The organism is Corynebacterium sp. TAE3-ERU12 (genome assembly GCF_019209905.1).
In the GTDB taxonomy this organism is placed as follows: domain Bacteria; phylum Actinomycetota; class Actinomycetes; order Mycobacteriales; family Mycobacteriaceae; genus Corynebacterium.
Map to the genome: position 1 here is coordinate 712,946 of NZ_JAHUTM010000001.1, position 13,498 is coordinate 726,443.

At 60.7% G+C, this 13,498-nt stretch carries 12 protein-coding genes and 1 tRNA gene; 8 read left to right on the forward strand and 5 right to left on the reverse strand.

Features of this window, described 5'->3' with window-relative positions; genetic code table 11:
* Window positions 1-2 precede the first annotated feature (2 nt).
* Together KRX51_RS03280 and KRX51_RS03285 are read left to right on the forward strand one after the other, a co-directional pair.
* The gene (locus KRX51_RS03280; RefSeq protein ID WP_218361504.1) at window positions 3-473 is read left to right on the forward strand and encodes a hypothetical protein; all 471 of its coding nucleotides are present in this window, start codon (window positions 3-5) and stop codon (window positions 471-473) included.
* Window positions 474-476: 3 nt separating this feature from the next.
* Window positions 477-869, forward strand: a complete 393-nt coding sequence (locus KRX51_RS03285) for a hypothetical protein (RefSeq protein WP_218361505.1) — start codon at window positions 477-479, stop codon at window positions 867-869.
* A 203-nt stretch (window positions 870-1,072) separates the two neighbouring features.
* Here the strand turns inward: KRX51_RS03285 and KRX51_RS03290 are convergent.
* Window positions 1,073-1,146 (reverse strand) — tRNA-Arg (locus KRX51_RS03290).
* A gap of 131 nt (window positions 1,147-1,277) precedes the next feature.
* Here KRX51_RS03290 and KRX51_RS03295 point away from each other — a divergent pair.
* The 5 genes from KRX51_RS03295 to KRX51_RS03315 all read left to right on the forward strand — a co-directional run bounded on the left by KRX51_RS03295 (window position 1,278) and on the right by KRX51_RS03315 (window position 7,030).
* Entirely contained in the window at window positions 1,278-3,449 is a 2,172-nt protein-coding gene (locus KRX51_RS03295; RefSeq protein ID WP_218361506.1) for a cytochrome c oxidase assembly protein, read from the forward strand.
* Between the two features lie 142 nt (window positions 3,450-3,591).
* A complete protein-coding gene (ssb, locus tag KRX51_RS03300; protein WP_218361507.1) occupies window positions 3,592-4,086 on the forward strand; it encodes a single-stranded DNA-binding protein in 495 nt (164 codons plus the stop codon).
* A gap of 95 nt (window positions 4,087-4,181) precedes the next feature.
* Window positions 4,182-5,852, forward strand: a complete 1,671-nt coding sequence (ettA, locus tag KRX51_RS03305) for an energy-dependent translational throttle protein EttA (protein WP_218361508.1) — start codon at window positions 4,182-4,184, stop codon at window positions 5,850-5,852.
* Between the two features lie 87 nt (window positions 5,853-5,939).
* On the forward strand, window positions 5,940-6,392 hold the full coding sequence (locus KRX51_RS03310) for a thioesterase family protein (RefSeq protein ID WP_218361509.1): 453 nt from the start codon (window positions 5,940-5,942) through the stop codon (window positions 6,390-6,392).
* Entirely contained in the window at window positions 6,389-7,030 is a 642-nt protein-coding gene (locus KRX51_RS03315) for a hypothetical protein (RefSeq protein ID WP_218361510.1), read from the forward strand. Before KRX51_RS03310 ends, KRX51_RS03315 begins: the two co-directional genes overlap by 4 nt.
* A gap of 12 nt (window positions 7,031-7,042) precedes the next feature.
* Here KRX51_RS03315 and KRX51_RS03320 read toward each other — a convergent pair whose 3' ends face one another.
* Window positions 7,043-7,438, reverse strand: a complete 396-nt coding sequence (locus KRX51_RS03320) for a globin (protein WP_218361511.1) — start codon at window positions 7,436-7,438, stop codon at window positions 7,043-7,045.
* A 63-nt stretch (window positions 7,439-7,501) separates the two neighbouring features.
* Complete coding sequence (gene pepN / locus KRX51_RS03325) at window positions 7,502-10,156, reverse strand: aminopeptidase N (RefSeq protein WP_218361512.1); 2,655 nt, start codon at window positions 10,154-10,156, stop codon at window positions 7,502-7,504.
* Window positions 10,157-10,325: 169 nt separating this feature from the next.
* Here pepN and KRX51_RS03330 point away from each other — a divergent pair, with 169 nt between their 5' ends.
* The gene (locus KRX51_RS03330; RefSeq protein WP_218361513.1) at window positions 10,326-10,967 is read left to right on the forward strand and encodes a DsbA family protein; all 642 of its coding nucleotides are present in this window, start codon (window positions 10,326-10,328) and stop codon (window positions 10,965-10,967) included.
* Window positions 10,968-11,048: 81 nt separating this feature from the next.
* Here the strand turns inward: KRX51_RS03330 and KRX51_RS03335 are convergent, their stop codons facing one another.
* Both KRX51_RS03335 and KRX51_RS03340 read right to left on the reverse strand, forming a co-directional pair.
* Entirely contained in the window at window positions 11,049-11,621 is a 573-nt protein-coding gene (locus tag KRX51_RS03335) for an MmpS family transport accessory protein (protein ID WP_218361514.1), read from the reverse strand.
* A 253-nt stretch (window positions 11,622-11,874) separates the two neighbouring features.
* Window positions 11,875-13,437, reverse strand: coding sequence for a hypothetical protein (locus KRX51_RS03340; RefSeq protein ID WP_218361515.1), 1,563 nt, complete (start codon window positions 13,435-13,437; stop codon window positions 11,875-11,877).
* Window positions 13,438-13,498: the final 61 nt, after the last annotated feature.

Consider the following 13,498-nt stretch of genomic DNA (forward strand, 5'->3'; position numbering starts at 1 on the left):
CGGTGGCTATGCATCGTGTGATTGTGTTGCCTCGTGTGGTGTCCGCTGTATGGGCGCTATGGGCGTGGGCAACCATGATCGCTTACTTCCATGAGACCCCCGAGCAGTTGTTCGCGGTGGCGCGACTGCTGCCCGGGCACGCTGTGCCCGTGGTGTGGGGCATAGCCGCAACGCTCATGACCATTGGGGCTGTCATTCCACCCGGCGGAACCGTCGGTGGCATCGCCCGCATCAGCCGCAGTGTTGGAATGACGCTGACGGCCGGGCTGTTGTGTGGGTGGGGGATGGCCTATCTGTGCGACTCCATGGACCAACAGAACCGACTGTGGGTGAGCGCAAAGAACTACTTCCTGTTGGCCCTTGTCGCCATGGCATGCGGTCTCATCGTCGGACGAAACACCGGTCGCACGCTGGAATCACAGGTTCCCGATCTTCCGGAGGTGCCTGGCTCCGACGACAGTCGAGAGGGGTGAAGCGTGGACCCGTCAATTGTCGTTGCAGTTATTGCCCTTGTCGGATCGGTTGTTGGCGCGTGGTTCTCCTGGCGTGGGACGCACGAGGAAACTGCGACCTCGCAGCAAGAGGAGTTCAACACTCGAGTGTTTAACCGTCTCGCAGACGTGGAGAGTCGCCTCCAGACGATGGATAAGCAGTTGGGGGAGACACAGAAGCAGTTAATGACTGCCGAATGGAACGCTCACGAGTTGATGCTGGAGTTGTCGCGGGCGATTCACGCGTTGCAGGCCGTGATGGTGTGGATAGACGCGGGCGCGAAGCCGCCGCCGCCGGAGGTGAAACCGGTTTTGGTGCAGCTTCAGAAGGTTGTGGAAGCAACTGGCCCTCATCCGCGTGAACCCCCGGCCCAGTAACGGAATAGCGCCCCTCTGCCTGAACGGCGGAGGGGCGCTTTTTCCGTGTTCAGGGGTCGGTTTTTGTGGCTCATTTTTGGCTCACTTTTGGCTCAGAACCGCGCAGAAACCGGCATAAATAGGCGTAAAGCTCAACGCCTTAAAAACACGAAAAAGCCCCAACTACCAGGTAAAACCACTGGTAGTTGGGGGTTTTCCGCTAGCGCCCCCAGTAGGACTCGAACCCACGACCCGCCGGGTAGAAGCCGGCTGCTCTAATCCACTGAGCTATAGGGGCTTTGAGCGCTCATGTCGCCCACCGGTCGCGCCTACGCGGGTTGATACGCGCAGGGGAGCCGGTCTGCGCCGAATTCTAACGGGTATGCCCGATAGGTTCTACGAGGCCCTGAAAGTATTACCGTTGACGGTATGACTGCGACAACTGCGGACCCGGTTCACCCCACCGACTCCGCACACCCGGAATCCTCGCCGGCTACTGGGCGCAAACGTGTGCGCCGCACCGTCGGCTGGTACCTGCTGTTCGCTTTAATCGCAGGCAGTCTCGCTGGCGGACTGTCGTTGTGGTTCAACAGTGAATCTCGTACCACCCTGGGCGTGCCTGACCCTGGTGTCATTACCACCATCGGTTTCCCGCTGGCTAAGGCTGGTGGCGAGATCTTTGCTTCTTTGGCGACTGGTTCGTTCATGCTGGCCGCTTTTGCCACTAAGCGCCGCCCTGACGGCACTTTGGATCTTGATGGCTATGCCGCCTCGCGCACCGGTATGTGGTCGATAGCGGCGTGGGGTTGTATTGGTCTGCTTCAGATCCCGTTGGTGCTTTCCGACGTGTCGGGCTTGCCGTTGTCACAAACTATTCAGCCGCAGAACTGGTCAGTTGCTCTCGACCAGGTTTCTGAGGCTGTCGCCTGGTTGTGGGTGGGCATTTTCTCCCTGGTGTGTGCCTTGGGCGCGGCGTTGACGCGGAAGTGGATTTGGCAGCCGGTGTTTTTTGCCTTGTCGCTGTTGTCGATGATGCCGCTGGCTGTGGTGAGCCATAACGCTACTGGCGGCAACCATGACTATGGCACCAACTCCTATATCTGGCACTTGACGTTCACGGTGTTGTGGGTCGGTGGCTTGATGGCGCTGATTGGTCACGCTCGTCGCCGTGGCCGTTTCCTTGACGTCGCTGTTGCGCGGTACAGCTTCGTCGCACTTGTTGCTTTCATTGCCATGACGGTCTCTGGCGTGATTAATGCCTGGATCAACCTTGGCTGGCATGACCTGTTCACCTCCACGTATGGGGTGTTGGTGGTGATTAAGGCGGTCGCGATTATTGTGCTGGGCCTGGTGGGTTACCTTCATCGCCAGATCACTATCCCGAAGATCAAGAATGATCCGTTCGGTTTCGCGTTCCGGCGTTTGGCCATTGTTGAGGTCATCATCATGGCGTTGACCATTGGTGTGGCCGTGGCTTTGTCGCGTACTCCTCCGCCGCCGCAGTACGCCGAGCAGGCTGGTGGTACCGGTGAGTTGCCCGAGATTACCCAGATGGAGGTCAAGCTCGGTTATAAGTTGGACATTCCGTTTGGCTGGGAAGCCCTGTTTTCGACTTTCCGGTTTGATGTTTTCTTCGGCTCGGCGGCCATTATTGCTGCCGCGATCTACCTGTACTGGGTGTATTTGCTGAAGAAGCGCGGTGGTCAGTGGCCGACGTCGTACATCGTGTGGTGGTTGTCTGGTTGCGCGTTGCTGCTGTTTACGTCGTGTTCGGCGTTGGGTGTGTACATGCCGGCATTGTTCAGCGTTCACATGCTTGCGCACATGATTTACTCCATGGCTGTGCCGGTGATGCTGTGCTTGGGTGGCCCGATGACGCTGGGTCTGCGCGCGCTTAAGCCGTGCGGTAAGGACGGTGTGCCTGGTCTTCGTGAGTGGTTGGTGGTGTTCATTAACAACCCGGTTTCCAGGTTCCTCACTAACCCGTTGGTGGCGACGGTGCAGTTCGTGGCTGGTTTCTACATCATGTACATGACGCCGATTTTCGGTGCGCTTGCCGACGAGCACGCCGGGCACTTGTTCATGAATATCCACTTCCTGATCTCGGGCTACATCTTCTACTGGGTGATTATCGGTGTGGATGCTGCGCCGCAGCGCATTCCGGAGTCCATCAAGCTTGTGACCCTGATGGGATCGCTGCCGTTCCACGCGTTTTTCGGTATCGCGTTGATGCAGATGAGCCAGGTTATGGCTTTGGATTACTACTCCACCTTGGACTTGCCGTGGCAGGTCAATTTGTTGGAGGACCAGAACACTGGTGGCGCTATTGCCTGGGCTTTGGGTGAGGTGCCGATGTTCATTGTGATGGCTGCGCTATTCGTGCAGTGGCGCAATTCTGATGAGCGCGAAGCCCGACGTTATGACCGTAAGGCCGAACGCGATAACGACGCTGAGCTGCAGGCGTATAACCAGATGCTTGCTGAGATGGGGCAGGGCCGTGAGCCTGGCAGTAGCCGGTACTTCACCAGTTCTGTTGACCAGGACCACGAGATGCATTTGGATAACCCGGTGCGTTCAGAAACGGTCCGAAAGATGAAATAGGTGCTGCTCATAGAGTTGTTGACACTTCGGTGACTATCCACACTCTCGCCCCGGTTGCATGGTTGTGCACCGGGGCGAGTGCTGTGTTGCGGGCAATGTTCGAGGCGACACCACATCCGCCGCACAGGAAGGCAGTACCGCAATGTCTAATTCGACCATCACCATTTTGGGTAATCTCACTCAGTCGCCGGAACTTCGCACCACCACTCATGGCCACCGGGTCGCCACTTTCCGGGTCGCCTCCTCCCGGGGTCGCTTTGTTGAGGATCAATGGCAGGACGGGGAACCGACCTACCTTGATGTGGATTGCTGGGAGCCGATGGGCCCGAATGTGATGACCACATTGACGTCCGGGATGGCGGTGATTGTGCACGGCCGGCTGGAGACTTCCCGGTGGACCAATAAGGAAGGCGAGACGCGCACCAAGATGCGTATTCGGGCAACTGCGGTCGGCCCTGATTTGCGCCGCATGGACGGCACCATGAATTGGGCGAACCGCAATAGCACTGTCGCTAAGGCCGGGGCTAACCACACCTCGGACCCGTCACGCGAGAAGGTTTCTGACGACAACGACGATGAGGTCGACGTAGCCACCAATGCGATGTACCGCGATAAGGAGGCCCAGCCGTCGTTTTAACTCACCCGCGTCCGGTTTGTCGCGTTGTTCGATCGGTACGCGGTGCGTAGTCTCTTGGGGGATTACCTCACCAGCAGGAAGGCAGTGGTAGCACTATGGCTGAGTTCATCTACCAGATGAAGGGCGTACGCAAAGCCCACGGCGAAAAGGTCATTCTCGACAATGTGACCATGGCGTTTTACCCGGGCGCCAAGATTGGCGTGGTTGGCCCCAACGGCGCCGGTAAGTCGTCAATTCTGAAGATCATGGCCGGGCTGGACCAGCCCTCCAATGGTGAAGCGTTCCTCGAGCCTGGTGCCACCGTCGGCATCCTGCAGCAGGAACCTCCGTTGAATGAGGACAAGACTGTGCGCGGCAACGTCGAGGAAGGCCTCGGCGAGATCTTCGAAAAGAAGCAGCGCTACGAGGAAATCGCCGAAGAGATGGCGACGAACTACACCGACGAGCTCATGGAAGAAATGGGCAAGTTGCAGGAGGACCTCGACGCGGCTGATGCCTGGGAGATTGACTCCAAGATTGAACAGGCTATGGACGCGCTGCGCTGCCCGCCCGGTGATGAGCCGGTGAGCCACCTCTCCGGTGGTGAGCGCCGCCGTGTCGCGCTGGCTAAGCTGCTGCTGTCCGAGCCGGATCTGCTGCTGCTCGATGAGCCCACGAACCACCTGGATGCGGAGTCGGTGTTGTGGCTTGAGCAGCACTTGCAGACGTACCCGGGTGCTGTGCTGGCAGTCACCCACGATAGGTACTTCCTCGACCATGTCGCTGGCTGGATCTGTGAGGTCGACCGCGGCAAGCTCTACCCCTACGAGGGCAACTACTCCACCTACCTGGAGAAGAAGGCCGAGCGCCTTGAGGTCGCGGGCCGTAAGGACGCCAAGCTGCAGAAGCGCCTGAAGGACGAGCTCAACTGGGTCCGGTCCGGCCAGAAGGCCCGCCAGGCAAAGAACAAGGCCCGTCTGGAACGCTACGAGCAGATGGTCGAAGAAGCCGAGCAGTACAAGAAGCTCGACTTCGAAGAAATCCAGATTCCGACCCCGCCGCGCCTGGGCAACCAGGTCGTTGATGTGAAGAACCTGGAAAAGGGCTTCGACGGCCGCACCCTTATTAAGGATTTGTCCTTCACTTTGCCGCGGAACGGCATTGTGGGCGTGATTGGCCCTAATGGTGTTGGTAAGACCACCTTGTTCAAGACCATCGTCGGCTTGGAAGAGCCCGACGCCGGTGAGGTCAAGGTCGGCCAGACTGTGCAGCTGTCCTACGTGGACCAGAACCGCGAGCAGATCGATGGCAATAAGTCGGTGTGGGAGGTCGTTTCTGACGGTCTGGACTACATCCACGTCGGCCAGAATGAGATGCCTTCTCGCGCCTACCTGTCGGCCTTCGGATTCAAGGGCGCTGACCAGCAGAAGCCAGCCAAGGTGCTCTCCGGTGGTGAGCGCAACCGCCTGAACTTGGCGCTGACGCTGAAAAAGGGCGGCAACCTGATCCTGCTCGATGAGCCGACCAACGACCTGGACGTGGAAACCCTGTCCTCGTTGGAAAACGCGCTGGAGAACTTCGCTGGCTGCGCCGTGGTCATCTCCCACGACCGCTGGTTCCTGGACCGCACCTGTACCCACATCCTCGCCTGGGAAGGCAATGTGGAAGAAGGCCAGTGGTTCTGGTTTGAAGGCAACTTCGAGGACTACGAGAAGAACAAGGTTGAGCGCCTCGGCCCCGAGGCCGCACGCCCGTCCCGCGTGACCCGCCGCAAGCTGACCCGCTAGCGCTAGGCTGGGCTCACACGGCCCCCGGCCCACACCGGCTTCGTGCCGATGTGGTGACCGGGGGCTTTTCTTCTTGTAGGAGGAGCCATGCCTAATTCCACCCACCGGGCCCCGCACAGTGTCACGCTGCCGGTGCGCTGGTCCGATTTCGACCGCTACGGCCATGTCAATAATGCCGTCTACCTGGATTACTCCCAGGAAGCCCGCTACCGGGTGCTTGTCGACGGCATGGACGGCGCCGAGGTGCCCATGTCGGTGGCCCGCAATGTCAGCATCGATTTTTTGCGCCCCATCCTGCCCGGCACACGCGAAATCATCATTGACACCGAAATCACCGATTGCGGCAGAACCTCGTACACCATGGTGCAAACCCTTCGCACCAGCGCTGATGACATTGTCGCCAAGGTCACCACGGTGCTTGTCGTCATCGATGGCACCACCCTGCGCCCGGTCGAGGTCACCCCGGCAGCCAAAGCGATGCTGCAGAATTTCGCCACCAAAGAACTCACCCGCGGTGATTCCGGGGAGACCGCCTCATGAGCGGGGTAGAGGTCCGCGCAACCCCAGCCGAGCTGCGTAATCTTGCTATCTTGGCGCGCCGGGCCGAAGGTCTTGATGGTGGTGCGCTGCTGCGCGTGCAGCCCCGCGAGGGCACGGCGCCGCGGGTGTTCACCACCACCCCGTTTGGTCCCTTCGCGTGCCGCACGATAGCCATCGAGACCGATGACCCTTCGGTGTGTGTGCGTGCCGACGCTGTTAGCGCCGCGGTACAGGCCGCGGACCCAGAAGCCAGTGTGGTGCAGTGCGGCGGTGCGGTAGCGCCCTGGCCTGGGGTGCTGCCCCCGGCTGATGGTTTTACTCTGCTGGATATGGTGCCGGCCTCAGTCGTCGTAGACCTCGATGACAAAGCCCAGGCTGAGGCGCGCACAATTAATACCCCACTCGGCCCACCGGCAGCACTGCTGGACCAAGAAGTGCTCACGGTGAGCAATGATGAGGGCCTGCGTGCCGCGGTGACTACGCGGGAAATTTTCGCGCTGCGCCGGATGGGTTTTGTGCCGGATAATCCACAGTCCAATGAGCCGGTACGTATTTCCGCGCGGGGCCGGTGGCTGCGCCTGGATGGCCGCTACGGCAGTGTGTTCTCCGGTGGCGGGTTCGGTATCAGCGTCATCTAGCCCGCAGATGGTTTAGGGGTGTGCGTTGATGAGCATGTCCGCCACCCGCACCATGTGGTCCCATAGCGCCCGCCGTTCAGCCTGCGGCAACTCCTCGTCTGGGATCTCCTCAAGGGAGGCGGCCATGAGGTCCAGCCAGCGGTCGCGGGCGTGCACATCGATACGGAAGGGCATATGCCGCATCCGTAGTCGCGGGTGCCCGCGCTGCTGGGAGTACTCCGCCGGGCCACCCCAGTACTGCTGCAGGAACAGCCGCAGTCGCTCCTCGGCGCCTTCCATATCGTCACTGGGGTACATCGGGCCGAGGATGTCGTCGGTGGCGACACGCTGATAGAAGCCGTGCACAAATCTTTGGAACGTCTCCGGGCCAATGGTGTCGAACACGGTCTGGGGGCTATCAGCGCTCATGATTCCAAGAGTAACCGCGGCCACAGGGCAGGAGGAATCGGCCTCTGTGGCCGCGGCTATCAATTAATTGCGGTCGATCGCGCGGGCGTGCAGTGCGCGGCGCACGTGGTCGCGGCCCTCAGAAAGCACCCGCTGCACCGGTGCGGGCGTGGCCGGGTCGTCGATGACCCCGGTGGCCTGTGCGATGGCCTCGTCGGTGATATCCCAGATGGGGTAGAGGCCCTCGAGCATCCGCAGCGCGGTATCCGAGGAGTAGTCCTCCCACCACTTAAGGGCGCTTTCAAAGTACCGGTCGGTGTAGCCTTCCTCGACCAACTGCTCGCCGGAGCCGGGGGCGGTAAAGCCCGCGATGAGGTGACGTAGCGCCAGGTTCGACGGAGCGTCCTCACCCTGGGCGGTCATTGCCGACCAGGTGGTGGCCTTAGCGTCCGAGGTGGGCTGCGAAGCCCGCGCCTGGGTGGCTGACTGCACACCCTGGGCGGACTTGTCCTCGGCAGCCAACTCGTCGATCTCGGTGGCCGGGTCCGTCACCGCACCGGCGGCAATCAGTGCAGTCAGGGCAGTCCAGCGCATATCGAAATCAGCGCTGAGGCCGGACAGTCCGACGGTTTCCGGCTGGCCTTGCACAATCGCGCGGAAAACGTCGACAACCGGAGCGCCCAGACCGGCCAGCGGCACCTGAGCCAACGCATTGACATGCGCCAGCTGCGCATCCGAACCAGGCTCGGCGGCGCGGGCGCTGGCCAACAGGCCGTGGGCCAGCGCCGGAATGCCGGTCTGCTTGGCCCAGACCGGCTCGGCGTAGCGGGTGGCTGCGGTCACAGCCTGGGAGAGCACGCGCTCCAAAACGGCAATCTGGTCCTCATCGCCGGAACCACCCAGCACCAGGTCGATGAAGTTGCGGGCGCGCATATCGCCCCGGCGCACCATCTGCCAGGTCGCCGACCAGCACAACGTGCGCGGCATCGGATCAGTGATATCGCCGATGTGCTTGATGACCGTTTCCAGCGAGCGCTGGTCAAGGTTCAACCGGGCGTAGGTCAGATCATCATCATTGACCAGGACCAGGTCGCCGGCGGGGCAGCCAACCAGCTCGGGCACCTCAGTGCGCTCAGAAGTGACATCGATTTCCTCCCGGCGCACCCGCTGCAAGGACTGCTCGCCATTCTCGCTGTCCAGGCGGTAGATGCCGACGGCGATGCGGTGGTCACGAATCTCGCCCTTGCCGGGCTGAGCGCCGGACTGGGTGACCGCAAAGGAGGTGTACACACCGTCCTTAACGTCGAAGTCAGCCGCCAGCGTCGGCAAGCCAGTGGTGTTGAGCCACTGTTCAGCCCAGTTCGACAGGTCGCGGCCGGAGGTTTCACTCATGGCCTCCAGCAGGTCATCGAAGGTGGCGTTGCCGAAACGGTGCCGGGCGAAGTGCAAGCGGGCGCCGGCGAGGAAAGCGTCCTCACCGACGTAGGCGACCAGCTGCTTGAGAACCGAGGCGCCCTTGGCGTAGGTGATGCCGTCGAAGTTCTGCTCCACAGTGTCGATATCGCCGGCGTCGGCGGCAATCGGGTGCGTCGAGGGCAGCTCATCCTGCTGGTAGGCCCAGGACTTCTCCACATTGGCGAAAGTGGTCCAGGCCTGGCTGTAATCAGACACCGCAACCTGGGCGGCGGCAGCGGACCAGGTGGCGAAGGACTCATTAAGCCATAGGTCATCCCACCACTGCATGGTCACCAAGTCGCCGAACCACATATGCGCCATCTCGTGCAGCACGGTGTCATTGCGGCGCTCGTAGCGGTAGCCGGTGGCGCGGGAGCGGAATACGTACTCATCGCGGATGGTGACGCAGCCAGCGTTTTCCATCGCGCCCATATTGAACTCGGGGCAGAAAATCTGGTCGTACTTACCGAAGGGGTAGGGCTCGCCGAAATTCTTCGCGTAGAAATCGAAGCCCTGCTTAGTCTCCCGGAACAGGGTGTCCGCGTCGAGATGCTCGGCGATGGACTGGCGGCAGAACAGGCCCAGGTCAATGGTGAGTTCACCATCGGGCAGATGATCGGCCGGGGTCTCCGGGTGCGCAGTGACTTCACCACGCCACTGGTCGTGCACCTCATGCCAGGGGCCGATGCAGAAAGCGATGAGATACGTCGACAGCGGAACCGGGACCTCAAAGGAGTACAGCTTCGCGCCGCCGTCGGCATCGGTGATGGTGGGGGCGGAGTTGCTGACCACGGTCCACTCGGCCGGGGAGGTAACACGCAGCGACCAGGTCGCCTTCAGATCGGGCTGGTCGAAACAGGCGAAGACGCGCTTGGCATCAGCGGTTTCGAACTGGGTGTACATGTAGGTCTGGTCGTCGGCGGGGTCGACGAAGCGGTGCAGGCCCTGGCCAGAGGTGGTGTAGCGGCACTGCGCGTCGACCACCAGGGTGTGGGTGCCCTTCGACAGGGGCACAGTAAGGCCCTCGTCGCTGTTGTAGTTGGCCTTATCGCCCCGGCAGGCGGTGTCGGTGATATCCGTGCCGTCGAGGTGGACGGCGTTGATATCGGCATCGCGTAGGTCGATGAAGGTCTCGCCGTCGGCAAGCGCCTCGAACTCAACGGTGGTGACCGAACCGAAGGTCGGGGCGTCGGCGGTGACATCGAGGGCGACGTCGTAGTGCTGCACGCGAACCTTTTCGGTGCGGGCGCGTGCTTCGTCGCGAGTGAGATTAATAGAGGTCACCTGGTGGTCTCCTTATAGCGAAACGAGTCGAACGAATAGGTGTGCCTTACAGAGTAGGCATGTGCAGCGCGACGGTCGACGCAGACCCCACAGCAACACCGCCGACCACTACTGTGGGGCGCATACGATGCCAACGACTGTTCTCCACCCTCATGAAATGGAGCCCCTGATGTCTCAGAAGGTCACTTTCTGGTTCGATGCGTTCTGCCCGTTTGCGTGGATTACCTCCCGCTGGATGAAAGAGGTTGAGCAGGTCCGCGATATTGAGGTCCAGTTCATCCCGATGAGCCTGGCAGTGCTCAACGAGGGCCGCGACCTGCCCGAGGATTACAAAATGAAGATGGCGGCCGCGTGGGCACCGATGCGGGTGTGCACCGCCGTTGCCACCCACGACGGCCTGGAGCACATGGACAGCCTGTACCGCCAGCTGGGAACCAACTTCCATGATGATGGTGGCCTGAAAAAAGCTGCTGAACTGGATATTGAGGGCGCCAAGAAGCTTATCGACGAGATGATCGGCGACGCCCTGAAGTCCTGCGGCCTGCCCGCCGAGCGCATCGAAGCCGCCCATACCGATAAGTACGACGCCACGATGCGGCAATTCCACCAGGGCGCCATGGACGCTGTTGGTGACGAGGTCGGAACCCCGGTGGTGAAGTTCGGGGATACCGCCTTCTTTGGCCCGGTGCTCACCCGCATCCCGCGTGGTGAAGACGCGGCCACGATCTTCGACGGTGCTGTGGCACTAGCAGCTAATCCGCATTTCTTCGAGCTCAAGCGCTCTCGCACTGAAGCTCCTGAGTTTGGGTAGTCGCGCTTCCTACGTGGGGTAGGGATCGCACAAAGCGGCGCCACCGGGATTAACCTCGGTGGCGCCGCTGTGGCTTATGAATTACTCGTTGTCTTCGAGCTCTTCAGCAGCGACGGCACAAGAGACGGACTCGCCGGCACCGGAGACGGTGTCCTCGGCCAGGGTCTCGCCATCAACCTGAATCATGCAGGTGAGTTCGCCGTTATCGTCATCACCATTGGTGGCGGTGAGGGAGGCGGCGAAGAAATCCTCAACGGGGATTTCCTTGGACCAGCCAGCGGCGAGGCCTTCTTCGGTTTCGGTCTGGCCTTCGGCTACGACGTACTTGACCATGGCCGACTGGGCGTCGCCATCAATCATGTAGACGACGGCTTTGGGGTCGGTGGCTTCTCGGGACGCTTCGGTGTATTCGTCGCTGACCTCGTCGGTAGCTTCGTCAACCTCGTTAGAGATTTCGTTGCTGGCTTCGTCTACTTCGTTTTCCACCTCGTCACCACAGGCGGCGAAGAAGATCAGGATTGCCAGAGCAATCAGTAGGGCGGCTAGGAGCGGAATGAGGCAGCCGGCTTTTTTGTACCAGGGCTGCTTTTCGGTATCGACGATGCGCTCGGAACCGGTGGGGTTGTTCTGCTCGTGAGAATTCGGATGAGTCATGTGGTGTCCTTTCGACAACCCACGCTCGGCTTCACTAGGTAAAGCAGCGGGTGGGCTTCAGTCCCAAGTGTCTTCCGAACTTGCAGAACTAAATATTTTTATTGGTGTTCGTGGGAACGCTACCAAAGGAAAACAATATTAACCCCACTCAAACGGGCTTAGGTGAATAACGTTACCAAACCGTTCGTTTTGCCTGGCCGCCTACAGCTGGCCCGCTTGCCGACGTTGGCGCAGGCCGGCAGGGGTTTCGGCCCTATTCAGGATCAGTCGGCGAGTCGATGCCCGTCTCAGGCCCCGGCGGCTCATTGCCCGGCTCCTCGGGCAGGACGGCACTGCCTGCAATCCCGATTGTGAGTGCCACGAGCCACACCACACCCCAACGCCGACGCACGCGCTCTGGCTCTACTGGAAAATCCAGGCCTAAGAATTCACGGTCAGTCTCGGTGAGGTACTTCTGCGCCTCTGCCTGGTCACGGGCTTCCTCCCACGCCTTGGCGTCTTTGCGCTCGTAGTAGAACCAAGCACCAGGAGGAATAAGGAACAATCCGGAAAGCCCGATAGAACCAATAATTACGTTCGGGTCTCCTCCGTTGTCCAAGATGCCGGTTAACAGCATGACGACACCGAGGAAGATGGAGAAATAGGCCAAAAATCGACGCAACCTGGGATTATGGCGTGGCCGGATAAGGGGCGTCGTATCCTGCGGCCCCGTTGGCGCGCTTATGTCCCTATCCGGCATTACCGCCGGGGTGGGAGCGTGTACCGGCGGCGCAAACGGGTCCACCGTGTCTGTGCGTGGTTTCGGTGGGGCTGTCGGCGGCATTGGCGCTGCCGGCGGTTCGGGCTGGTAGCTGCGGTAAGCATCTGCCTGCGCAGCCCCGGCCTGTTGCTTGCGTTCAGCGTTTTTCTCCGCTGCCTGCTTAGCTGCGTGCTGCAGCTTCGCCCCAAGGCTCGTCAGCACTGGTTTACTGCCGCTGCCCCAGGCATCCGGCACGTCATAATTAGCCGGATCATCCTCAAAAGCCACCAGCGTCGGCGCTGGCGATATCTCTGGTTCTAAATCATCATCGGTGAGCTCTTCGGAGCGGGCGCACTGCAATGTCACTTCTGCAGCCAGCGCTGAGCCCTGAATAACAGCCCTGCTCACCGGCACCAAGTCCATCTGCTCGAAATGCTGCACCGCGGCAAGGAGTTTGTCGCTCGTGCCCTTCGACAACTCACCAATACGCTGCTCGTCCAAGCGCACCTCGACGACAGTTTTCGTCGTGCGAATACCAGTCTGAATACTGTGCAGGCTGACCAGCAATTGGCCAGTCCCGCCCGGCGGCACATAGTCCGCCAACACGTCGAAATGCTCAGCTTCTTTCGTCACCTGGATCACGCGGCCGTCGGGAAGCAACGTAAAAGGCTCGGCTGGCGGATCGTTGAGGGGAACACACTGGCCAGGCTCACGAATCTTCAACTTGGCGTAGAAGCGTGTCTCATCACCGAGATCGTCCTTAAATAGCTGAATCCACGCCATCGCCGAGACTCCGGAGGCAGCCACCCGGGCGATCTCGGGCCAGTACTCGTCGGCACGCGCTGATTCCAGGTAGCCGATATGAGTGCCCTCCCACCGCACAGAAATCGCATGTCCGCGCCGGTCCATCGGATTATCCGGCTCTGGCACAAGCGAAACCGGGGCTATCCTGGCGCGGTACCTATCTTCCTCGCCGGTTGTGAAGAGGCGATGCAGCGCCCGGTTATTGGACTTAAGCCCCACGACAGGCTCAGTAAACGTCTTGCCGCGGCCGGTGATATCAACAACCGGTGCCAAAGGGGGCCTCCATCGCTAGTGGTGTCGAACTGATATCACTCAGTCTAGAGACGGCTCGGAC

Bases quoted from the DNA above. Each gene is read 5' to 3' on its own strand.
- KRX51_RS03295 (WP_218361506.1), top strand. From the start codon at position 1,278: ATGACTGCGACAACTGCGGACCCGGTTCACCCCACCGACTCCGCACAC.
- ssb (WP_218361507.1), top strand. From the start codon at position 3,592: ATGTCTAATTCGACCATCACCATTTTGGGTAATCTCACTCAGTCGCCG.
- ettA (WP_218361508.1), top strand. From the start codon at position 4,182: ATGGCTGAGTTCATCTACCAGATGAAGGGCGTACGCAAAGCCCACGGC.
- KRX51_RS03310 (WP_218361509.1), top strand. From the start codon at position 5,940: ATGCCTAATTCCACCCACCGGGCCCCGCACAGTGTCACGCTGCCGGTG.
- KRX51_RS03315 (WP_218361510.1), top strand. From the start codon at position 6,389: ATGAGCGGGGTAGAGGTCCGCGCAACCCCAGCCGAGCTGCGTAATCTT.
- KRX51_RS03320 (WP_218361511.1), bottom strand. From the start codon at position 7,438: ATGAGCGCTGATAGCCCCCAGACCGTGTTCGACACCATTGGCCCGGAG.
- KRX51_RS03330 (WP_218361513.1), top strand. From the start codon at position 10,326: ATGTCTCAGAAGGTCACTTTCTGGTTCGATGCGTTCTGCCCGTTTGCG.
- KRX51_RS03335 (WP_218361514.1), bottom strand. From the start codon at position 11,621: ATGACTCATCCGAATTCTCACGAGCAGAACAACCCCACCGGTTCCGAG.